Here is a 22831-nt window from a genome sequence, read left to right on the forward strand (position 1 = left end):
CTCGTGAGTCGAACAGGCGGATGGGGATCAGGCGAACAGCTTCGCCAGGGTCAGCAGCTTGCCGACCGTCAGATCGGGACTGCGGCGCAGGTTGCGAAACAGCGCCGCGAGGCTCGACGGCGTGAGCCGGGGCTTCGTGAAGCTGCGCGGCATCGTCGGGCCCCACTGCGCCATCGCTTCGCGGCTGACCGCGTGCACGCCCGTCGGCTCGTCGGCCGTAAACAGGTCGCCGTCGCAATAGTGTTCGTGCTTGTCGCCCCACGGGTCCTGCCAATAGTCGAAGATCTGGCTGCCGAGAATGTGCCGGCCGATGCCCCACGCGTGCGCCCACCCGTTGTCGTGGAGCATGCGCTGGCCCATGCCGACGGCATCGGCGTCGACCAGTTCGTACGCGCTATGGCTATAAGTCGGCACGAACCCTTGGGCGAGCGCGAGCGTATGGTGGTCGGCCGGGCTGTCGCCGAGATCGAGCCGCATGAACGCAACGGCAGGGGAGCCGTCCGGCAGCACCTGGACATCGCTGGGGATGAACCCGAAATGCTGCGTGTACCACCCGCAGGTTTCCTGGTAGTCGGCCAGTTCGAGCACGACGTGTCCGAGCCGAATGACCTCGGGCGCGCTCGCCGGCGGCCGCTGCGTTTCGTTGATCCGCACGGGCGTGTCGACCGAGTTGAACGGGAGCGCAGCGCGATGCGGCAACGTGTCGGCCAGTGTCTGGCCCGCTATCGCGTCGACCCGAAAACCCGACGGATCGATGAGCCGCACCCGAAGGCCGCCGCCGGGCCAATCCGATGCCTCGATCTCCGACGCGCCAGGGACTTTGGCGAGCGCCGCCAGATCGGCTCGGCTGTCGACCCGCAATCCGAAGCCGACGAAGCGGGCCTTCGGCGCGTGGCGAACGACATAACAGAAGTGTGCGGTGCCCGTTCCGCGCAGCAGCAATTGCGTGTCGTCCCGCAGCACCGTTCGGAGCCCGAAGTCGTTGAGAAAGCGCTCTGCCTCGTCGAGATCGGGACGATCGAAGATCAGATAGGCGAGCGCCGACGCCTTCGTTGTGGGGTGAGGGTGGCGAGCCGGTTGTGGGGTGGTCAGCTTCATGGCGGATGACAATCAGGCAGATCGAATGGCAATCGCGAAGGCAGGCGCCGTCGCATCGAGGGGCTTGCCGCGCAACGGCAGGCATGCAATCTCACCGTCACGCGACATCACTGGCCGGACCATGAATGCCGCGAGGTCGATCGTCGATTTCGCATGAGAGCGGCGCGCCTCGTCGCCGGCGCCGCGACTGGCCGACGAATGGCCCGATGCGGCGCCGACCGGCCCGAATCCTGCGATCGGTGCGCCGAGCATCGAAGGCAGCCCGCGCTCCGGCGACGAAAGCGAGCTGTTGTGAATGGACGCGCTGGCGCCCGTGTGCATGTGTGTCTCCACCGTATCTCCATTCGTCGTTCGATCAGTTACTGAGGCCGTGTTCCGCCGTCCTTGATGACATTAAAGTCATAGTTGATGACTTTGTCAATGTAGACATTTGAATCTATACTTGGGCACGAACAAGGATCGGAAACGTCATGACGAATACACCGAGTCGCCGGACACCAAAGCGCTCCGCCCCGGAGGCAAGCAGTCCCGCGGTCGCCGAAGAGCGCGAGCCGCGTGGCGCGCGCCGCAAGCGCGAGACCCGTGCCCGCCTGCTGGACGCCGCGCTCAGACTGATGGCGGAGAAGGGCATGGAAGGCGTCGCCATCAACGAAATCACCGAGGCCGCCGACGTCGGCTTTGGCTCGTTCTACAACCACTTCGAATCGAAGGAGGCGATCTACGCCACCCTCGTGGAATCGGTATTCGAGGAGTTCGCGGATTCGCTCGATCGCCTGGCGAGCGGCTTGTCCGACCCGGCGGAGATCATTTCCGTCTCGGTGCGGCATACGCTGATGCGCGCGCGGCGCGAGCCGGTGTGGGGGCACTTCCTGATACGCGAAGGGTTTTCGGCGCGCGTCCTGACGCATGGCCTGGGTCAGCGCCTGCTGCGGGATATCGAGCGCGGCATCGCCGAGAAGCGCTTCGTGGTCGCCGACCCATTCATAGGCTTTCTTTCGGTCGGCGGTACGGTGCTGACCGCAATTGCCGCCGAGCTCAACTTCGTCGCGCCGGGCGCGCCGGCGGCCGGCGTGCTCAAGGAACTCGGCTTTAGCGGAGAGCATTTTCCGGAACGCACGGCGGCGACGCTGCTGCATACGCTGGGGCTCAAGCGCGGGGAAGCCGAGAAGATCGCAAGCCGGCCGCTGCCGGTCGTGGAAGCGGCCGAGACGGCACGGTGACGCAACGGGGCGACGCAGGCGCCGGCGAGGCCATCCCCAGCGCATGCGCGGTACCCGTCAGCTGACTTGGTGCGCCGAGCCTGGCGTATGTCGTCCAGCCGGCCGCATGTCGAAGCGGGGCAGCGCACGGTCGATGCGGGCGTCATGTCGGATGCTGCCCGTCCGGACGTCGCACGAATGGCCGCCTTCGCGGCTACCCCGCGAATACCGGCGACGAGCCCGGAAGCGATTTCTTCCAGTGCCCGGAGGGGGAGGCCATCGACGAGCGCATCGTCGCCGATGGGTTTCGGCTACGTCGAAGGCGTTACCCACGACTCTGTCGTCACGGCGCCACCACGCTGTTTGCCGCACTGAACGTGCTCAACGGCGCCGTACTCGCCACCTGCAAACCGCGCCATCGACATCAGGGGTGCGGCGCGAGGATTCGGCTGGATTCAATCGAGCCCGCCTTGGCACAGGTACTTGATCGACAGGTAATCGTCGAGGCCATAGCGCGAGCCTTCGCGGCCGTAGCCGGATTCCTTCACGCCGCCGAACGGCGCGGCCTCGCTCGCGAGCGCGCCTTCGTTGATGCCGACGATGCCCGTTTCGAGCCGCGCCGACACGCGCGCGATGCGCCGCACATCCTGCGTGTAGAAATACGCGGCGAGCCCGAACGGCGTATCGTTCGCGGCGCCGACGGCCTCGTCCTCGGTATCGAAGCGAAACAACGCCGCGATCGGTCCGAACGTTTCCTCGCAGTTCAGTTGCATGTCGGCAGTCGCGTCGGCGAGCACCGTCGGTGCGTAAAAGTTCGGGCCGAGTTCGGCCAGACGCTTGCCGCCGGCGAGCACGCGCGCGCCGCGCTCGATCGCGTCGCCGACGTGGCGCGCGATCTTGTCCACCGCACGCGCGTTGATCATCGGGCCGATCTGCGCGGCCGGGTCGGTCGCCGGCGCGACCTTCAGCGCGGCGACGCGCGCGGCGAGCTTCGCGGCGAACGCATCGTAGACGCCGGCCTGCACGTACACGCGATTCGGCGACACGCAGGTCTGACCGCCATTGCGGAACTTGGCGGCCATCAGCCCGTCGACCGCGGCATCGAGTTCGGCATCGTCGAACACGATGAATGGCGCATTGCCGCCGAGCTCGAGCGACAGTTTCTTCAGCGTTGCCGCCGATTCGCGCGCGAGCAGCTTGCCGACCGGGGTGGATCCGGTGAACGTGATCTTGCGCACGCGGCCGTCGGCGAGCCAGTCGGCCACGGCATCGATGCCGCGTTCGCGCGACGCGGCAATCATGTTCAGCACGCCGGCCGGCACGCCAGCTTCCTGCGCGAGGAAGGCCAGCGCGAGCGCGGTGAGCGGCGTGTCTTCGGCCGGCTTCGCGACGACCGTGCAGCCCGCGGCCAGCGCGGGCGCGATCTTGCGCGCGATCATCGCGAGCGGGAAATTCCACGGCGTGATCGCCGCGACGATGCCGATCGGCTCCTTGACCGCACTGAGCCGTTTGCCGCGCTGCTGTTGCGGAATCAGGTCGCCATACGTGCGCGTCGCCTCCTCGGCAAACCACAGCACGTACGACGCGCCGTAGGCGACTTCACCGCGCGCTTCGGCGAGCGGCTTGCCCTGTTCGCGCGACATCAGCCTTGCGAGATCGTCGGTATGCGCGACGATCGCCGCGTGCCACGCGCGCAGTATCGCGGCCCGTTCGCGAGCGGGCGTTGCACGCCAGGCGGGCAGCGCGCGTGCCGCCGCGTCGGTCGCGGCGCGCGCGTCGGCGGCGCTGCTGTCGGGTGCGTGGGCAACGGTCTCGAGCGTCGCGGGATCGGTGACGTCGAAACGGCGGCCGTCGAGCGCGTCGCGCCAATTGCCGTCGATCAGGTTGGCGGTGCGAACGAGTTCGGTTCGAGACAGCGTAAGCGGCATGACAGATCCTTGGATGGAGCGATTCGGCGACGACGGCAGCGGTGCGCGCGCGCGACTATCCCGCGCGGACGGCGGACCGTCGCGCGCGTGGATGCCGCACGCTGTCCGTCAGTGACGTTCGCCGAACAGCGATTCGAGCGGGTAGTGCCGTTTGACGAACGGCGACTTGATGATCACGTAACTGAAATACTTCTCGATGCCGATGTTCTGCTCGAGCAGCCCTTCGACGATCGTCTGGTAATGGCTCACGCTGCGCGTGATGAATTTCAGCAGATAGTCGTAGCCGCCGCTCGCGAGGTGGCACTCGACGATCTCGTCGACATTGCGGATCGCCGCGACGAAACGGTCGAAGTCCTCGCGCCGGTGGTCGGCCAGCGTGACCTCGGTAAACACGACCTGCACGTCGCCGAGTTTCTCGAGCTGGATGTGCGCACCGTAGCCGGAGATATAGCCGGCCTTCTCGAGCCGCTTCACGCGGATCAGGCAAGGACTGGGCGACAGCCCGACCGCATCGGCCAGTTCGACGTTGGTCATGCGGCCGCGCTTTTGCAACTGGGAGAGGATGCGCAGGTCGATGCGATCTAGCTTGCTGTCCGTCATGGTCGCGTGAGAGGGAAAAAATGGAATGTCCGGTTACTTTAGAGTCGAACGATTGCCGCCACAAGCCCGGCTTTCCCTTGACGGGCTCACGCCGGCAGCGCGTGCGCGGCGTCGAGCGCGCGCTGCACGCCCGGGTCGGCCAGCACGTCGTCGAGCGTCTTTCCCACGCGCTCGAACATCAGGTCGAACTCGCCCGCGGTGAAGCTCAGCGCCGGCGCGAAACCGAGCACGCCGTCGCCGAACGCGCGAAACACCACGCCGTTCGCGTACGCGGCGGCGGCGATCTTGTCGGGCACGCCCAGCGCCGGATCGAAGCGGGTCTTGCGTGCCTTGTCGGCCACCAGTTCGAGCGCGCCGAGCAGGCCGACCGAACGCGAGTGGCCCACGAGCGGATGCGCGCGTAGCGCATCGAGCCCCGCGGCGAAACGCGGCGCCAGCGCCCGGCCGTTCGCGAGCAGCCCGCCTTCGTGATAGAGCTTCAGCACCTCGAGGCCGATCGCGGCGCTGACCGGATGCGCGGAATACGTATAGCCGTGGCCGACCGCGGGCGAATCGGCGCGGGTGCCCGCGATCCCTTCATAGATTTCGTCGGACATCAGCACCGCGCCCATCGGCGCATAGCCGGCGGTCAACCCCTTCGCGACGGTCATCAGGTCCGGGTCGACCTGCTCGGCTTCGCACGCGAACAGCGGGCCCGTGCGACCGAAGCCGGTGATCACCTCGTCGGCGACGAACAGGATGCCGAGGCGCCGGCACGCGTCGCGCATCGCCTTCAGCCAGCCGGCCGGCGGCACGATCACGCCGCCGGAACCCTGCACGGGCTCGCAGAAGAATGCCGCGACGTTGTCCGCGCCGAGCTCGGCGACTTTCGCTTCGAGCGCGGCGACCGACGCGGCGATCAGCGCCTGCGAATCGTCGCCGAGCGGGTGGCGATACGGGTAGGGCGACGGGATGTGATGCTGGTCCGCGCGCGGCAGGTCGAAGTGACGGTGGAAAGCGGGCAGCGCGGTGAGGCCGGCGCCGATCGACGACGAGCCGTGGTAGCCGCGCTCGAGCGCAATCATCTGCTTTTTCGACGGGCGGCCGGTCGCGTTGAAATAGTGCGTGATGAAACGCACGGCGGAGTCGATCGCATCCGAGCCGCCGAGCGTGAAATACACGCGGTTCAGCGACGGCGGCGCCAGCGCCGCGAGCCGTTCGGCCAGCTCGATCGCGGGTTGCGAGCCGAAATGAAAATAGCCGGTCGCGTAGGGCAGCTTCGCCATCTGCTCGGCGGCGGCCTGCACGATGCTGTCGCGGCCGTAGCCGACGTTCACGCACCACAGGCCCGAGAACGCATCGAGCAGCGTGTGGCCGTCTGCGTCGCGCAGGAACACGCCGTCCGCGGATGCGAGCACGGTGACGCCGCGCGCCTCGTGCGCACGATAGTTGACGACAGGGTGGATCAGGTGTTGACGATCGGCTTCGATCAGCGCGGCTTGGTTCATGGCAGGGCGGGACTCTCGTCGGGTGTCAGCGTGAGTTCATGCTACCGGGCGAGAAATCCGCACGTGCCTTCAATTTGCGGCCGGAAACGTACGAAAGCGGCGTTTTCCCGGGGCGCTTCGACATTTTCTGCTGCGCGCCCCGCCGCGCCGGCCGCGCGCGTCAGTAACCGCGCGCGCGATCGACGACGCCGATCATCGGCTGCCCCGCGCGATGGCGCGCGAGGTTCGCGAGCACGGCGTCGACCGCGGTGTCGGGCCGCGTCGCGCTGGCAATGTGCGGCGTGATGCGAACGCGCGGATGCGTCCAGAACGGGTGGCCGGCCGGCAACGGCTCCGGGTCCGTCACGTCGAGGATCGCGCTGTCGACGCGGCCGCTGTCGAGCGCGGCGAGCAGCGCGGTCGCATCGAGCTGCGGGCCGCGCCCGACCTGCACGAGCGATGCGCCGGCCGGCAGCGCGTCGAACACGCGCGCGCCGAGCAGGCCGCGCGTGCCGTCGGTGAGCGGCAGCAGGCAGATCAGGATGTCGGTGCGGGCCAGGAACGTGTCGAGCGCCGCGTCGCCCGCGTAGCAGTCGATGCCGTCGAGCGTGCGCGGCGTGCGGCTCCAGCCGGCGCACGGGAAACCGAAGCGCCGCAGCGTGTCGAGCACGGCCTGCCCGAGCGTGCCGAGCCCGAGCACGCCGACGCGTCGCGACGTGGCCGCGCGCACCGGCTTCTCGCGCCACACTTGCGCGCGCTGCTGCGCCGCATAGTCGAACAGGTCGCGGTGAATCGTCAGCACCGCCTGCGTCACGTATTCGACCATCCCGTCGACGATGCCGGGCTCGATCATCCGCACGACCGGAATGTGCGCGGGCACGCGCGACAGGTCGAATTGATCGATGCCCGCGCCGACCGAAAACACGATCTCCAGATTCGGCAGCAGTGCGACCGGGTCGTCGGGCGGCTGCCATGCGGCGAGGTAGCGCACCGCGTGCGGATCGCCGATGTCGGGCCAGATCCGGAACGCGAGGTCCGGCGCGTGTTGCGCGAAGCGCTGCGCCCATTGCGTGCCGCGCACCGGGTCGGCCTTGTAGAGAAAGCTCATCGCGCGCGCCGCTCAGCCGAGCGCCTGGTTGACGATGGCGAACGTGCGCAGCGCCGGATCGCCGGCGGGCGCCGCGCCGCGCGCCATCGCGACGACGGTATCGACGCGCGGCAGGCCGAGCCCCTGCAGCCAGTCCGACAGCCCGCTGTCGCCCGGCACGTCGAGGCGCACGAACATGCCTTCGTGCAGCGCGAGCCAGTGGCTGATCAGCGCCTGCGCGCGCAGCGTGTCCGGCGCGATCACCGGGCCGATCACGTGGCCGCGGCCGAAACGGCGGAACAGCGCGAAGCCGAGCAGTTCGCCGTCGCGATCGAGCGCGATCCCGTTGGCGACGCCGAGCAGCGCGTCGATCACCGCGTCGCGCGGGTAGCCGGCCGCGCGCGATGCGAGCGCGGCGAGACGCGGGCCGTCGGTGGTGCCGAGCGGCCGCATGCGCTCGCCGGGCGGCAGCGAGATCAGCGGCGGCTGGAACGCGGCGCCCTGGTGCTGGTCGATCGTGCCGATCGCGCCGAAGCCGAACTTCACATAGAGCGGCTCGCCGGCCGGCGTCGCGTGGAGGAACACGGTCCGCGCGCCGAGACTGTCGACGACGCGCGCGAGCAGTTCGCGGCCGATGCCGCGGCCCTGCCGCTCGGGCGACACGATCACCATGCCGAGCGATGCGTGCGACTCGCCGAACGGCCAGCCGAGCGCGGTGCCGACGATGCCGGCTTCGTCTTCGGCGACGAAGCCGCTGCCGAGCTGGAATGCGAAGCGCCAGTCGTCGAGCCGGTGCGGCCACTTGACCGCCTCCGACAGCCGGTGCGCGGCGGGCAGGTCGGTTTCGGCGAACGGGCGGTAGGTGAGCTTGCTGGAAGGATTGAGGTCGGCCACGCCGGACTCCGGATGGGTAGGAATGACGCGTTCACTGTGCCAGCGCCGTTGCGGCCCGGATAGGACGATTCGCCTGTTTTGCGGCGGCTGCGGCCGGTCGGGCGAGTTCGACGCAAACCGGCTCGATCGGCGCGCCGGAACGCGCGGTTCGTGCCGGCCCGCCCCGTCATTCCGGCAGCTTCTGCTGCATGAACGCCAGTAGGATTGAAGCACGGTGGCGCACCGCTCGCTGCCGCGTCGCACCGAGTTGCGGCCGAGCCGGGCACCCGCGTCGCGGTTTCACGAGTCCCGCCGGCCGGCCGGCGCGCACCGCGCGGGAGCGCACCGCAGATCGTGCCGTGCAGCGCGCGCAACACACGGCGATTCTGCGTTTTGAGCGGCGCCGAACGATGCGCGAAGGATTTTTTGCCTTGGTTCAATTCCGTACAACCCAGCCCGTCCCCGGCCCTGCCGGGGCTTCACACCGACAGGACGTCACCATGATCCAATTTGAACCGAAGTTCATCACGTTCGACTGCTACGGCACGCTTACCCGCTTCCGGATGGCCGACATGGCGCGGGAAGTCTATGCAGACCGGCTGTCACCCGTCGCGCTCGAGGAATTCGTGCGTGCGTTCGCCGCCTACCGCCTTGACGAGGTGCTCGGTGCGTGGAAACCGTATCGCGACGTCGTCGTCAACGCGATCCGGCGCACCTGTGCGCGGGTCGGCACGAAATTCGACGAAGCCGAGGCCGAGCGTTTCTATCATGCAGTGCCGACGTGGGGCCCACATCCGGACGTGCCGGCGGGCCTGTCGCGGCTCGCGACGAAGTACAAGCTCGTGATCCTGTCGAATGCGTCGGACGACCAGATCATGAGCAACGTCGACAAACTCGGCGCGCCGTTCCATGCGGTGTTCACCGCGCAGCAGGCGCAGTCGTACAAGCCGCGGATGCAGGGCTTCGAATACATGTTCGGCAAGCTCGGCTGCAAGCCGGAGGACGTGCTGCACGTGTCGTCGAGCCTGCGCTACGACCTGATGACGGCCGAGGATCTCGGTATCAAGCACAAGGCGTTCGTCAACCGCGGCCATGAGCCGGGCACGCCGTTTTACAACTACTACGAGGTGTCGGACATCGGCCACCTCGCGACGCAACTCGGGCTGTAAGCCACGCGCCGGCTGCGCGATGCGTGCCGTCGCGCAGCCCACCGGCGGCCCGCTGCGATGCCCGGGAAAGCCCGTGCACGTGGCGGGCCGTCGGCATCAGAAGCTCACGCACACCTTGCGCGGCGCCTCGCGCACCTGCCATAGCCCCCCGGTACTCGCGGCGAAGAACAGCGTATCGCCCGCGCCGAACTCGAGCGCGTCCTGGCCGCCCGGTGCGAACGTGCCGGCACCGGACAGGAAGTGCATCACCTCCGCCTCCTTCACGTTGCACCGGCGAGCGCCCGGCAAGCCGGCGGTGCGCCGCTTCCCGGGCAGGCCGGCTTCGCTGGCGCGGGCAATCTTCCGAAGAACCGTTTGCCCGCTGCCCGCGCACCGCACCGGGCAAACGGCGGTGCGCCGGGGCACGCAGCAAATCATGCTGCGCAGGCGGCCCAAAACGGTCGAATCGTGTCGTGCAGCCGCCCCGAATCGCGACAACCCGCATTTTGGCGATGCTTAAATGAACTCAATGCGCACGACGTCGCGCCCGGCACCAGCAGGCGGGCGCGGCGGGTTTCTCGAACCACGCTGGACCCCAGGGTCTGCTTACATATGGAACGTGCATGCGAATACGTCAGTATTCGCGGCGCCGCGCGCCTCGCGGCGAGCGGCCGTTCTCGTGGCAACGCATGCACGTTCCACATGTAAACAGACCCTAGACCCACTTACCACAGTCAGGAGCAGTTCGGATGAGCGACGATATCGACAACGGCGGCGGCAAGGGCGGCTTCACGCGCCGCGACATGATGCGGGTCATGGCGGCGAGCGGCATGATGGCCGTCGGCGGCGGCGGCCTGCTGATGGACGCGCAGTCGGCGTTCGCCGCGCCGGCGCCCAAGCGCGGCGGCAAGATCCGGGTCGCGAACGAATCGAGCTCGACGGCCGATACGCTCGACCCGGCCAAGGGCTCGACGGGCGCCGACTACATTCGCTTCTTCATGTTCTACAGCGGCCTCACGCAGCTCGACGCGAGCCTGACGCCGCAGATGAATCTCGCCCAGTCGCTGCAGACGACCGACGCGAAGACGTGGATCATCAAGCTGCGCAAGGGCGTCACGTTCCACGACGGGAAACCGGTCGGGCCGGCCGACGTGGTGTATTCGCTGATGCGCCACAAGAACGCGGCCACCGCCTCGAAGGTCAAGCCGCTCGCCGATCAGTTCGCCGATGCGAAGGCGAGCGGCCCGGACGAAGTCACGCTCACGCTCGCCAGCGCGAACGCCGATCTGCCGGTGATCCTCGCGACGCCGCAACTCGTGATCGTCAAGGACGGCACGACCGACTTCAGCACCGGCATCGGCTGCGGCCCGTACAAGCTGAAGTCGTTCAAGCCGGGCGTGTCGACCGTCGGCGTGCGCAACGACAGCTACTTCAAGCCGGGGATGCCGTACCTCGACGAAATCGAGCTGATCGGCATCAGCGACAGCGCCGCGCGCCTGAACGCGCTGCTGTCGGGCGACGTGCACCTGATCAACGCGATCGATCCGCGCTCGACGCAGCGGGTCGCGTCGACGCCGGGCTATGCGCTGAAGGAAACCAAGTCGGGGCTCTATACCGACCTGATCATGCGCAGCGACAATCCGCTGACCGCGAACCCGGATTTCGTCGAAGGGATGAAGTACCTGTTCGATCGCGAACAGATCCGCTCGGCGGTATTCCGCGGCTACGCGGTGGTCGGCAACGACCAGCCGATCCCGCCAGGGCATCGCTACTTCAACGCGTCGCTGCCGCAGCGGCCGCACGATCCGGACAAGGCGAAGTTCCTGTTCCAGAAGGCGGGCGCACTGGGCGTCGCGCTGCCGCCGATCTATGCGACCTCCGACGCGAACGGGTCGATCGAAATGGCCGTGCTGCTGCAGCAGGCCGGCCAGAAGATCGGGCTGAACCTGCAGGTGAACCGCGTGTCGCCCGACGGCTACTGGTCGAACCACTGGATGAAGCATCCGCTCGGCTTCGGCAACATCAACCCGCGCTCGAGCGCCGACGTGCTGTTCACGCAGTTCTTCAAGTCGGATGCGCCGTGGAACGAGTCGGGCTGGAAGAACGCGAAGTTCGACCAGTTGCTGCTCGCCGCCCGCTCGGAAACCGACGACGCGAAGCGCAAGCAGATGTACGGCGACATGCAGGTGCTCGTCGCGCAGCAGTGCCGGGTCGGCATTCCGGCCTTCATCAGCTTCCTCGACGGATACGACAAGCGGCTCGCGGGCCTCGGGTCGATCCCGACCGGCGGGATGATGGGCTTCATGTTCGCCGAGAACGTGTGGTGGAACGCGTGACGCCGACGCGTGCCGCCGCCGCGCGGCCGGTGCGGGCCACCGCCCTGGTCGCGCGCGACTTTTCACGGAGTGCCGCTTCATGAACCGAATCCTGCTCGCGCTGATCGGCCGGCGCATCGCGGTCACCGCGCTGACGCTGCTGATCGTGTCCGCGATCATCTTCACGATCACGAACCTGCTGCCGGGCGACGCCGCGCAGGCCGCGCTCGGCCAGTCGGCCACACCGGAGACGATCGCCGCGCTGCGCCAGCAGTTCGGCCTCGACATGCCGGCTCACGTGCGCTACCTGCACTGGCTCGCGGGGCTGCTGCACGGCGATTTCGGCCGCTCGCTGTCCGGCGACATGCCGGTGTCGGAGATGATCGGCGGACGCCTGCCGAAGTCGCTCGCGCTCGCGGCGATCACGACCGCCGTGTCGGTGCCGATCGCGCTGCTGCTCGGTATCCTCGCGGCGGTCAAGCGCGAGTCGGTGGTCGACCGCGCGATCAGCCTCGGTACGCTGTCGCTCGTCGCGACGCCGGAATTCCTGATCGCGACGGTCGCCGTGCTGGTGCTCGCCGTGAAGCTGCACTGGCTGTCCGCGTTGTCGTACAGCGGCCCGATCGAAAGCGTGCACGACTTCCTGCGCGCGTATGCGATGCCGGTGCTGACGCTGTGCGCGGTCGTGATCGCGCAGATGGCCCGGATGACGCGGGCCGCGGTCATCGAGCAGCTGAGCGCGTCGTATGTCGAGATGGCCGTGCTCAAGGGCGCGAGCCCCGCGCGCGTCGTGCTGCGCCATGCGCTGCCGAACGCGGTCGGCCCGATCGCCAATGCGATCGCCTTGAGCCTGTCGTATCTGCTCGGCGGCGTGATCGTCGTCGAGACGATCTTCAACTATCCGGGCCTCGCGAGCCTGATGGTCGATGCTGTCGGCAACCGCGATTTCCCGCTGGTCCAGGCGTGCACGCTGATCTTCTGCGTCGCCTATCTGACGCTCGTGCTGTTCGCCGACCTGTGCTCGATCGTGTCGAACCCGAGACTGCGGACCTGAGTGTCCCGTCCTCTTTCCAGGATGCCGCCCATGCACCCGACCGAACCCGTACAACGCAGCAACGTACTGCCGCCGCCCGGCGATCCGCTCCCGCCGTGGGAAGGCGCGCCGCCGCCCGCCGCGCCTTCCCCCGACCAGCCGCCCAGGCGCCGCGCCGCGCGCGTCAGACTGACGACCGGCGGCCGCGTCGGCCTGTCGATGGTCGGCCTGATGTTGTTCATCGCGGTGTTCGCGCCGCTGCTCGCGCCGCATGACGTCGGCGCGATCGTCACGCCGGACGTGTTCGCGCCGTTCAGCGTGAAGCTGCCGTTCGGCTCCGACTTTCTCGGCCGCGACATGCTGAGCCGGATCCTGTACGGCACGCGGCTGACCGTGCTGCTCGCGCTCGCGGCGGTGCTGCTCGCCGCGCTGACCGGCACGACGCTCGGGCTGCTCGCGACCGTGTCGGGCCGCGCGGTCGACGAGACGATGAGCCGGCTGCTCGATGCGCTCACGTCGATCCCGTCGAAGATGTTCGCGCTGATGTTCGTCGCCGCGTTCGGTTCGTCGCTGCCGCTCCTGGTCCTGACCGCCGCGGTCAGCTACATGCCGGGCTCGTACCGGATCGCGCGCGCGCTGGCGGTCAACATCAGCACGCTCGAATTCGTGCAGGTCGCGCGGGCGCGCGGCGAAAGCGCGCTGTACATCGCGTGCGTCGAGATGCTGCCGAACATGATCCACCCGATGCTGGCCGATACCGGGCTGCGCTTCACGTTCGTCGTGCTGCTGCTGAGCGGGCTGAGCTTTCTCGGGCTCGGCGTGCAGCCGCCGTACGCGGATCTCGGCTCGCTCGTGCGCGAGAACATCGCGAGCCTCGGCGACGGCTCGGCCGTCGCGATCATGCCCGCGGTCGCGATCGCGATCCTGACGGTGGGCGTCAACCTGTTGATCGACGGCCTGCCGCATCGCGGCCGCCGCAAGGGCGCGGCCGGCGCCGCGGGAGGGCAGTGATGCAACACGAATCGAACCCGCTCGTCGAGGTGCGCGGGCTGCGCGTGGTCGGCGGCCGGCCCGGCGGCGAGGAAACGACGATCGTCCACGGCGTCGACTTCGAGATCCGGCGCGGCGAGGTGCTTGCGCTGATCGGCGAGTCCGGCTCCGGCAAGACGACGATCGCGCTGTCGCTGATGGGCCATGCGCGTGCCGGCTGCCGGATCGCCGGCGGCTCGGTGAAGCTCGGCGGCACGGACGTCTGCACGTTGTCCGCGCACGCGCTGGCCGCGCTGCGCGGCCGCAAGGTCGCGTATATCGCGCAGAGCGCGGCCGCCGCGTTCAACCCGTCGCGCACGATCCTCGACCAGGTGATCGAGAGTGCGCTGATCCACAGGACCATGCCCAGGCGCGAGGCGCAGGCGAAGGCGGTCGAGCTGTTTCGCGCGCTCGCGCTGCCCGAGCCGGAGACGATCGGCAGGCGTTATCCGCACCAGGTGTCGGGCGGGCAACTGCAGCGGCTGATGGCCGCGATGGCGCTGATCACCGATCCGGAGCTGGTGATCCTCGACGAGCCGACCACCGCGCTCGACGTGACCACGCAGATCGACGTGCTGCAGGCCTTCAAGAGCGTGATCCGGCGCTGCGGGATGAGCGCCGTATACGTGTCGCACGATCTTGCCGTGGTCGCGCAGATGGCCGACCGGATCGTCGTGCTGAGCGACGGCGCGATCCGCGAAGCGGGCGATACCGAGCAGATCCTGCATGCGCCGACGCATCCGTACACGCAGAGCCTGATCGCGGCGGTGACGCCGGGCGATGCCGAACGCAACGCGAAAGCGGCAAGCGCCGCACCGGCGCCGCTGCTCGACGTGCGCGGCGCGGTCGCCGGCTACGGCGGCCGTACCGCGAAAGGCTGGCCCGCGAAGGTGATCCTGCACGAAGTCGACCTGCGTATCGGGCGCGGGCAGACGGTCGGCGTGATCGGCGAATCGGGCTCCGGCAAGACGACGCTCGCGAAGGTGATCGCGGGCCTCGTGCCGGCGACGGGCGGGCAGATCCTGCTCGACGGCGAGCCGCTCGCGCTCGACACGGCCAAGCGCACCAAGGAGCAGCACCGCCGCGTGCAGATCGTGTTCCAGAACGCCGATACCGCGCTCAATCCGGTGCATACCGTCGAGCGCACGCTGGCGCGGCCGCTCGCGTTCTATCACGGGATCAAGGGCGCGCGTGCGCGGCAGCGCGTCGCGGAACTGCTCGAACTCGTGCGGCTGCCGCAGGCGGTCGCCGCGCGGCGCACCGGCGAGCTGTCCGGCGGACAGAAGCAGCGCGTGAACCTCGCGCGTGCGCTCGCGGCCGAGCCCGACCTGATCCTGTGCGACGAGGTCACGTCGGCACTCGACACCGTGGTCGGCGCCGCGATCATGGACTTGCTGCGTGACCTGCAGGCGAAGCTCGGCGTGTCGTACGTGTTCATCACGCACGACATCGCGAAGGTGCGCGCAATCAGCGACGACATCGTCGTGCTGTACGCGGGCCGCCGCGTCGAGACGGGCAGCCGCGACGCGCTGTGCGCGCCGCCTTACCACCCGTATTCGCACCTGCTCGTGTCGTCCGCGCCGGAGCTGCGCGCGGGCTGGCTCGACGATGCGGCCGAGCGCTGCCACCGGCCGCTCGTGCCGATCGGCGCGAGCGCCGACGACGCCGAGCTGTGTCCGTTCCTGTCGCGCTGCGCGATGCGGGTGGACGGCGTGTGCAACCGGAGCGCGCCCACGCTGCGCACGCTCGAGAACGGCGCGCAGGTGTTGTGCCATCGCAGCGAGGAAGACCTCGCGCGCTTCCAGGCCCAGCCGGCGGAGGGCGTCGCGCCGGTGCAGCCGGCGCGCCAGTAGCGTGCCGCACCATTCGTTCATCGCGCGCGCCGGCCCGGCGAGCGGCCTTCCGCATAGTGTGCTGCGGCGGTCGTGCAAAACGGTGAATCGTGCGCGCGCGGTGCGCGAATACGCGGCAACTGCGCTTTCTGACGGTGGTTAAATGGCTTTCAACGGGCGATCGCCCCGATCGCTGTTGCGGAATGCTTGAGAAGGATCCGATGAAATTCGACTCGTACTGGCTGGATACCCGCCCCGCGTTTCGTGCCGGCTGCGAAGGGCCCGTCGAAGGGCGCGCCGACGTGGCCGTGATCGGCGGCGGCTTCACCGGCCTGTCGGCGGCGCTCGCGCTTGCGCAGCGCGGCGTATCGGTGGTCGTGCTCGAAGCCGCGCAGGTCGCGGGCGAAGCGTCCGGCCGCAACGGCGGCCAGTGCAATACCGGCGTCGCGCAGGACTACGCGTCGCTTGTCGCGCGCGTCGGCGCCGAACCCGCAAGGCAGTTCTACCGTGCATACGAAAGCGCGGTGAGGAGCGTCGAGGCGATCGTTGCCGAACATGCGATCGACTGCGATTTCCGGCATGCCGGCAAGCTGAAGCTCGCCGCGAAACCGCAGCATTTCGCGGGACTGGCAAAGACGTTCGACGTGCTGCGGCGCGAAGTGGATCCCGACATCGAACTGATCGAGCCGTCGCGGATTCGCGATGAAATTGCCTCCGACGGCTTCTACGGCGGGCTGTTGCAGCGCAACGGCGTGCAGATGCACATGGGCAAGTTCGGCGTCGGCCTCGCGCAGGCGGCCGTGCGGGCGGGCGCACGCATCTACGAGCAGGCGTCCGTCACGCAGCTCGAGCGGATCCAGGGCGAGCGCCACATGATCACTTGCACGCGCGGCACGCTCGTCGCCGATCGCGTGCTGGTCGCGACCGGTGCGTCGCAACATGGCCCGTTCGCCTGGTTCAGGCGGCGCATCGCGCCGGTCGGCAGTTTCATCGTCGTCACCGAGCCGCTGCCCGACGCGCAGCTGAACCGGCTGTTCCCGCACCGCCGTGCATACGTGACGTCGCGCCAGATCGGCAACTACTTCCGCGTGACGCCCGACAACCGGCTGCTGTTCGGCGGCCGCGCGCGCTTCGCGATGTCGAGCCCGCGCTCCGACGCGAAAAGCGGCGAGATCCTGCGCACCGGCATGGCCGGCTATTTCCCGGAACTGGCCAACGTGCGGCTCGATTACTGCTGGGGAGGGCTGGTCGACATCACCGCCGACCGGCTGCCGCGCGCGGGCCAGCACGACGGGCTCTATTACTCGATGGGCTACAGCGGCCACGGCGTGCAGATGTCCGTGCACATGGGCCGCGTAATGGCCGACGTGCTGTACGGCGCGGCCGCGTCGAATCCGTGGCGCGAGCTCGACTGGCCGGCGATGCCCGGCCATTTCGGGCACGCATGGTTCCTGCCGTTCGTCGGCGCGTATTACCGGATGCAGGATTTCCTGCACTGAAGCGGCTGCCCCGGGAGGATTCGATATGACCACACGATTCGTTTGCACGCTCGACGTCGGCGACACGACTTCGGCGCCGATCGGGCGGTTCTCGATCGCGCATTTCGCCGCGCGGGATGCTGCTGTCAAGGCGGCCGCATGAACACGGTGAGCATGGTCGCCCTGTTCCGCGATCCGGTCGAAGGCGCGACGCCTCGCACGCTGCATGTCCCGCGGCCCGTGTCGCGGGCGATCGGCGACGTGCTGCGCACGATCGATGCATCGTTCGCGCAGCCGCTGAACCTCGACACGCTCGCGGCGGTGGCCGGATTGAGCGTGTCGCGCTTCACCGCGCGCTTTCGCGGCGAAGTCGGGTTGTCGCCGCATCGATATCTGTGCCTGGTGCGCGTGCGGCGTGCGCAGGATTTGTTGCGCGCCGGCCTGGCGCCTTCGGTCGTCGCGACCGAGGTCGGATTCTTCGATCAGAGCCATCTGTGCCGGCATTTCCGGCGGGTGCTCGGCATCACGCCGCGCGATTACGTGGTCGCGCCGCCGGGTGGCGCGCCGGCGCGAACGTCGCCGATGCGCACGCGCGCCGAACGCAGCGAAGGGGCGTGTCACGTTGCGTAGGCGAAAACGCGGACAGTGTCCGCGAACAACGATTTCCGATACCGCGCGACGGGTTCTCGACCACCTCGTCGCGCACTGGCAGGAGCAGAAATGACCGCAGCTTTCGTGTTGCATCGTGCCGACGGCACGGCGAATACAACCGCCTTCCGCAAGCAGGCGTTCGGCGAGCGCGACCCGTTCGCGCGACAGCGGGAGATCGCGTGGGAAGGGCCCGACTCGATGGCCGCCGGGCGTATCCGTTTCGCTGGCGAACTTGACGTCCCGAGTTATCCGCACATTGAAACGATCGTCGTCGTCGAAGGCGAGCTGATGCTCGAAGCGGCGGGAGCCGCCCCGTTGGTGCTGGGCGCGGGCGAGGGGGCTGTCATCGGCAGCGGCACGGCGCTTCGCGTCATCGCGGAGTCGCGCGTGCTCGTCATGTTCTGCGCAGCCGCGTGCACCGCACCGACGAAGCGCGGCGTGTTCCCGCTGCGTGCCGACGCCGACTTCAAGCCCTCCGCATCGCTGCCGGCGGAGGTGCTGCTCGGGCCCGCACCGCAATGCCGCAGCGACAACGTGTTCGTCGACGACGGCGCCGGGTGCTGCGCGGGCACGTGGGATTCGACGCCCTATCACCGGATCGTTCGCCCGCATCGCGTGAACGAGTTCATGCTCCTGCTGGCCGGCAGCGTACGGTTCGCCGCGCCCGACGGCAGCGTGCTGTCGCTCGGCGCCGGCGACGCGCTGTTCGTGCCGCGCGGCGCACCCATCGGGTGGGAAAGCCGCGAACGCGTGGCGAAATTCTACGTCGTGCAAAACGTCCGCGTATCAACCGAACGAGACTGAACATGTCCCCTCCGCTGCGCCATATAGAAACTTCGCCCACGCTGCCGGCCGCGGCCGATGTCGTCGTGATCGGCGGCGGAATCATCGGCGTCTTTACTGCTTACTACCTGGCCCGGCGCGGGGTATCGGTCGCGCTGGTCGAGAAGGGGCGGATCGGGGCCGAGCAGTCGAGCCGCAACTGGGGCTGGTGCCGGCAACAGAACCGCGACGAGCGCGAATTGCCGATGGCGAGCAAGAGCATCGATCTGTGGGAACGATTCGCCGCCGAATCCGGCGAAGACACGGGTTTTCATCGCTGCGGGCTGCTGTATCTGAGCAATGACGAGGCCGAGCTGTCCCGCTGGGCCAAGTGGGGCGACTTCGCGAAAACCGCGGGCGTGACGACCTGCATGCTCGACAGCAAGCAAGCCGGCGAACGCGGGCGCGCCACCGGGCGGCCGTGGAAAGGCGGCGTGTTCTCGCCGAGCGACGGCACGGCCGACCCGGGGAAGGCCGCGCCGGCCGTGGCCGCTGCGCTCATGAAGCTCGGCGGCAGCGTCCACCAGCACTGCGCGGCGCGCGGCATCGAGCTCGAGGGCGGCCGTGTCAGCGGCGTCGTCACGGAAGCCGGCGTGATCAGGACCAGGACCGTCGTGCTCGCCGGGGGCGCGTGGGCGTCGTCGTTCTGCCGCCAGCTCGACATCCGTTTTCCACAGGCGTCGATCCGCCAGTCGATCCTGAGCGTGTCGCCGGTCGAACAGCGCTTGCCGGATGCGTTGTACACCTCCGGCGTGTCCGTGACGCGCCGCAGCGATGGACGCTACGCACTGGCCATCAGCGGCCGCGCGCGCGTGGACGTGACGCCGCAGTTCCTGCGCTTCGCTCCGCAGTTCGTGCCGATGTTCGCGAAGCGCTGGCGCAACCTGCTGCCGGGCGGCCTCGAGGGCATGCGCGGCGGCCATGAAACGCTCAAGCGGTGGCGGCTCGATGCGCCGACCCCGATGGAGGCGGTGCGCATTCTGGATCCGAAGCCCGATATGCCGACCGTCACCGAAACGTACCGCCGTGCCGTCGAACTGCTGCCCGAGCTACGCGAAGCAACGATCACGCACGCATGGGCGGGGTTCGTCGACAGCACGCCGGACGGCGTCCCGGGTATCGGCGAAGTGCCGGGCGTGCCGGGATTGATCCTGGCGGCAGGTTTTTCCGGGCACGGTTTCGGCATTGGCCCGGGCGCCGGCCACTTGATCGCGGATCTCGTCACGGGCGCGCAACCGATCGTGGACCCGATGCCGTATCGGCCGAGCCGGTTCGGCGATTCCGCGTGGGGCAAGGTTGCCGATTTCTAGTTTGAGGCCGTGTCGCAGCGCATGGCATCGACTCAAGGACACTCTGTAATGAATTCACCCATCGATTCACCGGTTCGTCACTTGACGGAAGCCGGAAGGCTGAATCGTTTCTTCATCGACGGCGACTGGGTTTTGCCCGATGGCGGGGACCGGTTCGCGGTCGTCTGTCCGTCCACGGAAGACACGCTGTGCGAGATCCCGCTCGGCAACGCGCGCGACGCCGATCGCGCGGTGCGGGCCGCGCGCCACGCTTTCGAGCGCTGGGCCGCGACCTCGCCGCAGCAGCGCGCCGCGCTGCTCGACCGCGTTCACGCGTTGATACTGGCGCGCGCCGAACGGTTCGCCATGGCGCTCGCGATGGAAATGGGCGCGCCGATCAACTACGCACGCAGTGCCCATGTGCCGCTCGCGGCGGAACATATCCGGGTCGCGCGCGACAATCTGGCCGGTTATCCGTTCCGGACCCGGCGCGGGACGACCGCGATCGTGCGTGAGCCGATCGGCGTCTGCGCGCTGATCACACCGTGGAACTGGCCGATCTATCAAATCACCGCGAAAGTCGGCCCGGCGCTCGCGGCAGGCTGCACGGTGGTGCTGAAACCCAGTGAGCTGTCACCGCTCAGCGCGTTGCTGTTCGCGGAAGTGATCGCCGATGCGGGCGTGCCCGCGGGCGTGTTCAACCTGGTGAGCGGCAGCGGAACGGAAGTGGGCGCGTCGCTCGCGTCGCACCCGGAGGTCGACATGGTTTCGATCACCGGATCGACGCGCGCCGGCGTGCTGGTTGCGCAAGCGGCCGCGCCGACCGTCAAGCGCGTCGCGCAGGAGCTTGGCGGCAAGTCGCCGAACATCGTATTGCCCGATGCGGACCTGCAGCGCGCCGTCGCGCCGGGCGTCGCCGCCGCGTTCCGGAACATGGGCCAGTCGTGCAGCGCGCCGACCCGGTTGATCGTGCCGCGCAGCGTCCTGGGCCGCGTCGAGGAACTGGCCGTCGCGGCCATGGAGCGGATGGTGGTCGGCGATCCGTTCGCCGAGGCGACGACGCATGGCCCGCTGGCCAATCGCGCGCAGTTCGGCCGGGTCGCGCAGATGATCGACGCGGGCATCGACGAACGGGCGAAGCTGATCGCCGGCGGCCCCGGGCGGCCGGCGGGATTCGACCGGGGCTTTTATGCGCGGCCGACCGTCTTTTCCGACGTCCGCACCGACATGGCGATCGCGCAGCAGGAGATCTTTGGCCCGGTCCTCGCGATCCTTCCGTACGACACCGTCGACGAAGCCGTCGCCATCGCGAACGACACGGTCTACGGGCTTGGCGCCCATGTGCAGGGCGCCGACAAGGAACGCGTGCGCGCGGTGGCTGCGCGCATCCGGTCGGGGCAGGTGCACCTGAACTACCCGGCATGGGACCCTCAGGCGCCGTTCGGCGGGTACAAGCAGTCGGGCAACGGCCGCGAGTACGGGATCGAAGGGATGGAGGAGTACACGGAGGTCAAGTCGATCCTGGGCTTCTACGACTGAAGCAGCCGCTGCGCGCGAACGCGGCGCAGTACAGAATGGAAGCTGTCTGATTTTCGAAGGTGCCGGCATTGGAAAACCCTGACCTCCCCGAGACGTCCCTGAAAGCACATCACGCACACTGGACGGCCTTGCGCCGCGATCTGCATGCGCATCCCGAGCTGCGATTCGAGGAACACCGGACGGCCGACGTCGTTGCCCGCGAGCTTGAAGATCTCGGCTATGCGGTGTTGCGCGGGCTGGGCGGCACGGGCGTCGTCGCGAGCCTGCCCGGTGCGGACCCGAGCCGCGGCATCGTGCTCCGTGCCGATCTGGATGCGTTGCCGATCCAGGAAGTCAATGACTTCGCACACGCATCGGGCGCGCAAGGGGTCATGCATGCGTGCGGGCATGACGGGCATACCGTCATGCTGCTCGGGGCCGCGCGCATCATGAAGGACCTGCCGCAGCTGCCGGGCACGGTTCATTTCGTGTTTCAGCCTGGAGAAGAGGGCGGTGCGGGCGCGCGGAAGATGATCGACGACGGGCTGTTCGAGCAATGCCCGACGGAGGCGGTATTCGGCATGCACAACTGGCCCGGTTTGCCGGCCGGGCATTTCGGGTTGCGCACGGGGCCGATCATGGCCGCGGGCGCCCGGTTCAGGATCACGGTAGCCGGCAAAGGCGCGCATGCGGCGCAGCCGCATCTGGGCGTCGATCCCGTCCCGCTCGCATGCTCGATGGTGCTGCAGTGTCAGACCATCGCTGCGCGGCACAAGGATCCGGTGGATCCCGCCGTCATTTCGGTCTGCATGTTCCATGCGGGAACGACGGACAACGTCATTCCGGACAGCGCCGAGCTGCGCGGGACGATACGCACGCTGTCGTCTGCATTGCAGCAACAACTGCAGCGCGACGTCCAGCTCATGTGCGAGGGGCTGGCCCGCGCACATGGCGCGCAAGCCGACGTCGAATTTTTTCAGTACTACCCGGCGACGGTCAACACGCCGGCCGAGACCGCGCTCTGCGAAGCGGTGATTCGCGAGACGTTCGGCGACGAACGCCTTTACCCCGACGTGCCGCCGAACATGACGTCCGAAGACTTCGGCTTCATGCTGGAGGAGCGCCCCGGCGCTTACGTGCTGATCGGCAATGCGCCGGCCGAAACGGGCGCGCCGGCGCTGCATCACCCGAAATACGATTTCAACGACGAAATCATTCCGGCCGGCGTCCGGTATTGGGTCGCCCTGGCACAGGGTTACTTCAGGCGTTCATCGGGAACGTGTGCCTGACGCCGAACCGGTCGGCTGTCAGACGGCCTGGAATAGTCATGCCGCGCCGGGCCATGGGTGATATGGCATCGACGATGCCGAACGCGATCGCACCGGCGATCAGCCAGGCGGGGCGCCCGCCGGGCGCTGCGGCTGCCGTGAAAAGCGCACGCAGCATCGTCGTACACCCGAAAGCG

21 protein-coding genes and 1 pseudogene are annotated in these 22831 nt (G+C 68.5%); 13 read left to right on the forward strand and 9 right to left on the reverse strand.

Annotated features, from left to right (window positions below):
- Positions 1–27: 27 nt before the first annotated feature.
- Both ABFO07_RS32845 and ABFO07_RS32850 read right to left on the reverse strand, forming a co-directional pair.
- Complete coding sequence (locus ABFO07_RS32845) at positions 28–1098, reverse strand: VOC family protein (protein ID WP_059909416.1); 1071 nt, start codon at positions 1096–1098, stop codon at positions 28–30.
- A 12-nt stretch (positions 1099–1110) separates the two neighbouring features.
- Positions 1111–1350 carry a hypothetical protein gene (locus tag ABFO07_RS32850; protein ID WP_347469730.1) on the reverse strand — a complete coding sequence of 80 codons (240 nt, stop codon included), beginning with the start codon at positions 1348–1350 and terminating at the stop codon, positions 1111–1113.
- Positions 1351–1568: 218 nt separating this feature from the next.
- On the opposite strand from ABFO07_RS32850, the gene ABFO07_RS32855 reads away from it, so the two are divergent.
- Entirely contained in the window at positions 1569–2318 is a 750-nt protein-coding gene (locus tag ABFO07_RS32855; RefSeq protein ID WP_059909419.1) for a TetR/AcrR family transcriptional regulator, read from the forward strand.
- A gap of 261 nt (positions 2319–2579) precedes the next feature.
- A pseudogene (locus ABFO07_RS34825) lies at positions 2580–2803 on the forward strand (IS630 family transposase); the annotation flags it as partial.
- Here ABFO07_RS34825 and ABFO07_RS32860 read toward each other — a convergent pair.
- The 5 genes from ABFO07_RS32860 to ABFO07_RS32880 all read right to left on the reverse strand — a co-directional run bounded on the left by ABFO07_RS32860 (position 2753) and on the right by ABFO07_RS32880 (position 8272).
- Positions 2753–4225: an NAD-dependent succinate-semialdehyde dehydrogenase gene (locus ABFO07_RS32860; protein WP_124595796.1), complete on the reverse strand. Its 1473-nt coding sequence runs from the start codon at positions 4223–4225 to the stop codon at positions 2753–2755. The pseudogene ABFO07_RS34825 and the gene ABFO07_RS32860 overlap by 51 nt on opposite strands.
- 108 nt (positions 4226–4333) lie before the next feature.
- On the reverse strand, positions 4334–4825 hold the full coding sequence (locus tag ABFO07_RS32865) for an Lrp/AsnC family transcriptional regulator (RefSeq protein ID WP_059880397.1): 492 nt from the start codon (positions 4823–4825) through the stop codon (positions 4334–4336).
- Between the two features lie 86 nt (positions 4826–4911).
- Positions 4912–6312: an aspartate aminotransferase family protein gene (locus tag ABFO07_RS32870; protein ID WP_347469731.1), complete on the reverse strand. Its 1401-nt coding sequence runs from the start codon at positions 6310–6312 to the stop codon at positions 4912–4914.
- A gap of 160 nt (positions 6313–6472) precedes the next feature.
- Positions 6473–7399, reverse strand: coding sequence for a 2-hydroxyacid dehydrogenase (locus ABFO07_RS32875; RefSeq protein WP_347469732.1), 927 nt, complete (start codon positions 7397–7399; stop codon positions 6473–6475).
- 12 nt (positions 7400–7411) lie between these two features.
- The gene (locus ABFO07_RS32880; RefSeq protein ID WP_059880392.1) at positions 7412–8272 is read right to left on the reverse strand and encodes a GNAT family N-acetyltransferase; all 861 of its coding nucleotides are present in this window, start codon (positions 8270–8272) and stop codon (positions 7412–7414) included.
- Between the two features lie 479 nt (positions 8273–8751).
- Between ABFO07_RS32880 and ABFO07_RS32885 the strand changes: the two genes are divergently transcribed.
- On the forward strand, positions 8752–9420 hold the full coding sequence (locus ABFO07_RS32885) for a haloacid dehalogenase type II (RefSeq protein ID WP_059557535.1): 669 nt from the start codon (positions 8752–8754) through the stop codon (positions 9418–9420).
- Between the two features lie 96 nt (positions 9421–9516).
- Here ABFO07_RS32885 and ABFO07_RS32890 read toward each other — a convergent pair whose 3' ends face one another.
- The gene (locus tag ABFO07_RS32890; RefSeq protein ID WP_322230601.1) at positions 9517–9837 is read right to left on the reverse strand and encodes a cupin domain-containing protein; all 321 of its coding nucleotides are present in this window, start codon (positions 9835–9837) and stop codon (positions 9517–9519) included.
- 311 nt (positions 9838–10148) lie between these two features.
- On the opposite strand from ABFO07_RS32890, the gene ABFO07_RS32895 reads away from it, so the two are divergent.
- The 10 genes from ABFO07_RS32895 to ABFO07_RS32940 all read left to right on the forward strand — a co-directional run bounded on the left by ABFO07_RS32895 (position 10149) and on the right by ABFO07_RS32940 (position 22655).
- On the forward strand, positions 10149–11735 hold the full coding sequence (locus ABFO07_RS32895) for an ABC transporter substrate-binding protein (protein WP_059880386.1): 1587 nt from the start codon (positions 10149–10151) through the stop codon (positions 11733–11735).
- A gap of 79 nt (positions 11736–11814) precedes the next feature.
- Positions 11815–12768 (forward strand): ABC transporter permease, encoded by a 954-nt coding sequence (locus ABFO07_RS32900; protein ID WP_059557539.1) that lies wholly within the window; start codon positions 11815–11817, stop codon positions 12766–12768.
- A gap of 30 nt (positions 12769–12798) precedes the next feature.
- Entirely contained in the window at positions 12799–13758 is a 960-nt protein-coding gene (locus ABFO07_RS32905; protein ID WP_059557541.1) for an ABC transporter permease, read from the forward strand.
- On the forward strand, positions 13758–15629 hold the full coding sequence (locus tag ABFO07_RS32910) for an ABC transporter ATP-binding protein (RefSeq protein ID WP_322230381.1): 1872 nt from the start codon (positions 13758–13760) through the stop codon (positions 15627–15629). The genes ABFO07_RS32905 and ABFO07_RS32910 overlap by 1 nt, the downstream gene beginning before the upstream one ends.
- A gap of 200 nt (positions 15630–15829) precedes the next feature.
- Entirely contained in the window at positions 15830–17107 is a 1278-nt protein-coding gene (locus tag ABFO07_RS32915; protein ID WP_059959636.1) for an NAD(P)/FAD-dependent oxidoreductase, read from the forward strand.
- A gap of 153 nt (positions 17108–17260) precedes the next feature.
- Entirely contained in the window at positions 17261–17716 is a 456-nt protein-coding gene (locus ABFO07_RS32920) for an AraC family transcriptional regulator (protein ID WP_322230599.1), read from the forward strand.
- Between the two features lie 90 nt (positions 17717–17806).
- Complete coding sequence (locus ABFO07_RS32925; RefSeq protein WP_059959401.1) at positions 17807–18541, forward strand: cupin domain-containing protein; 735 nt, start codon at positions 17807–17809, stop codon at positions 18539–18541.
- 2 nt (positions 18542–18543) lie between these two features.
- Positions 18544–19869, forward strand: coding sequence for an NAD(P)/FAD-dependent oxidoreductase (locus tag ABFO07_RS32930; protein WP_059557547.1), 1326 nt, complete (start codon positions 18544–18546; stop codon positions 19867–19869).
- A gap of 48 nt (positions 19870–19917) precedes the next feature.
- On the forward strand, positions 19918–21387 hold the full coding sequence (locus tag ABFO07_RS32935) for an aldehyde dehydrogenase family protein (RefSeq protein ID WP_322230377.1): 1470 nt from the start codon (positions 19918–19920) through the stop codon (positions 21385–21387).
- Between the two features lie 68 nt (positions 21388–21455).
- Positions 21456–22655 (forward strand): M20 aminoacylase family protein, encoded by a 1200-nt coding sequence (locus ABFO07_RS32940; protein WP_347469733.1) that lies wholly within the window; start codon positions 21456–21458, stop codon positions 22653–22655.
- On the opposite strand, the gene ABFO07_RS32945 is transcribed toward ABFO07_RS32940, so the two are convergent.
- A complete protein-coding gene (locus ABFO07_RS32945) occupies positions 22627–22812 on the reverse strand; it encodes a hypothetical protein (RefSeq protein ID WP_347469734.1) in 186 nt (61 codons plus the stop codon). The genes ABFO07_RS32940 and ABFO07_RS32945 overlap by 29 nt on opposite strands.
- Positions 22813–22831: the final 19 nt, after the last annotated feature.

Source organism: Burkholderia stagnalis, assembly GCF_039848545.1.
Taxonomy (GTDB): domain Bacteria; phylum Pseudomonadota; class Gammaproteobacteria; order Burkholderiales; family Burkholderiaceae; genus Burkholderia; species Burkholderia stagnalis.

Excerpts from the sequence above, each read along its gene's own strand:
- ABFO07_RS32845 (WP_059909416.1), bottom strand. The coding sequence starts at position 1,098 with ATGAAGCTGACCACCCCACAACCGGCTCGCCACCCTCACCCCACAACG.
- ABFO07_RS32850 (WP_347469730.1), bottom strand. The coding sequence starts at position 1,350 with ATGCTCGGCGCACCGATCGCAGGATTCGGGCCGGTCGGCGCCGCATCG.
- ABFO07_RS32855 (WP_059909419.1), top strand. The coding sequence starts at position 1,569 with ATGACGAATACACCGAGTCGCCGGACACCAAAGCGCTCCGCCCCGGAG.
- ABFO07_RS32860 (WP_124595796.1), bottom strand. The coding sequence starts at position 4,225 with ATGCCGCTTACGCTGTCTCGAACCGAACTCGTTCGCACCGCCAACCTG.
- ABFO07_RS32865 (WP_059880397.1), bottom strand. The coding sequence starts at position 4,825 with ATGACGGACAGCAAGCTAGATCGCATCGACCTGCGCATCCTCTCCCAG.
- ABFO07_RS32870 (WP_347469731.1), bottom strand. The coding sequence starts at position 6,312 with ATGAACCAAGCCGCGCTGATCGAAGCCGATCGTCAACACCTGATCCAC.
- ABFO07_RS32875 (WP_347469732.1), bottom strand. The coding sequence starts at position 7,399 with ATGAGCTTTCTCTACAAGGCCGACCCGGTGCGCGGCACGCAATGGGCG.
- ABFO07_RS32885 (WP_059557535.1), top strand. The coding sequence starts at position 8,752 with ATGATCCAATTTGAACCGAAGTTCATCACGTTCGACTGCTACGGCACG.
- ABFO07_RS32890 (WP_322230601.1), bottom strand. The coding sequence starts at position 9,837 with ATGATTTGCTGCGTGCCCCGGCGCACCGCCGTTTGCCCGGTGCGGTGC.
- ABFO07_RS32895 (WP_059880386.1), top strand. The coding sequence starts at position 10,149 with ATGAGCGACGATATCGACAACGGCGGCGGCAAGGGCGGCTTCACGCGC.
- ABFO07_RS32900 (WP_059557539.1), top strand. The coding sequence starts at position 11,815 with ATGAACCGAATCCTGCTCGCGCTGATCGGCCGGCGCATCGCGGTCACC.
- ABFO07_RS32905 (WP_059557541.1), top strand. The coding sequence starts at position 12,799 with ATGCACCCGACCGAACCCGTACAACGCAGCAACGTACTGCCGCCGCCC.
- ABFO07_RS32910 (WP_322230381.1), top strand. The coding sequence starts at position 13,758 with ATGCAACACGAATCGAACCCGCTCGTCGAGGTGCGCGGGCTGCGCGTG.
- ABFO07_RS32915 (WP_059959636.1), top strand. The coding sequence starts at position 15,830 with ATGAAATTCGACTCGTACTGGCTGGATACCCGCCCCGCGTTTCGTGCC.
- ABFO07_RS32920 (WP_322230599.1), top strand. The coding sequence starts at position 17,261 with ATGGTCGCCCTGTTCCGCGATCCGGTCGAAGGCGCGACGCCTCGCACG.
- ABFO07_RS32925 (WP_059959401.1), top strand. The coding sequence starts at position 17,807 with ATGACCGCAGCTTTCGTGTTGCATCGTGCCGACGGCACGGCGAATACA.
- ABFO07_RS32930 (WP_059557547.1), top strand. The coding sequence starts at position 18,544 with ATGTCCCCTCCGCTGCGCCATATAGAAACTTCGCCCACGCTGCCGGCC.
- ABFO07_RS32935 (WP_322230377.1), top strand. The coding sequence starts at position 19,918 with ATGAATTCACCCATCGATTCACCGGTTCGTCACTTGACGGAAGCCGGA.
- ABFO07_RS32945 (WP_347469734.1), bottom strand. The coding sequence starts at position 22,812 with ATGCTGCGTGCGCTTTTCACGGCAGCCGCAGCGCCCGGCGGGCGCCCC.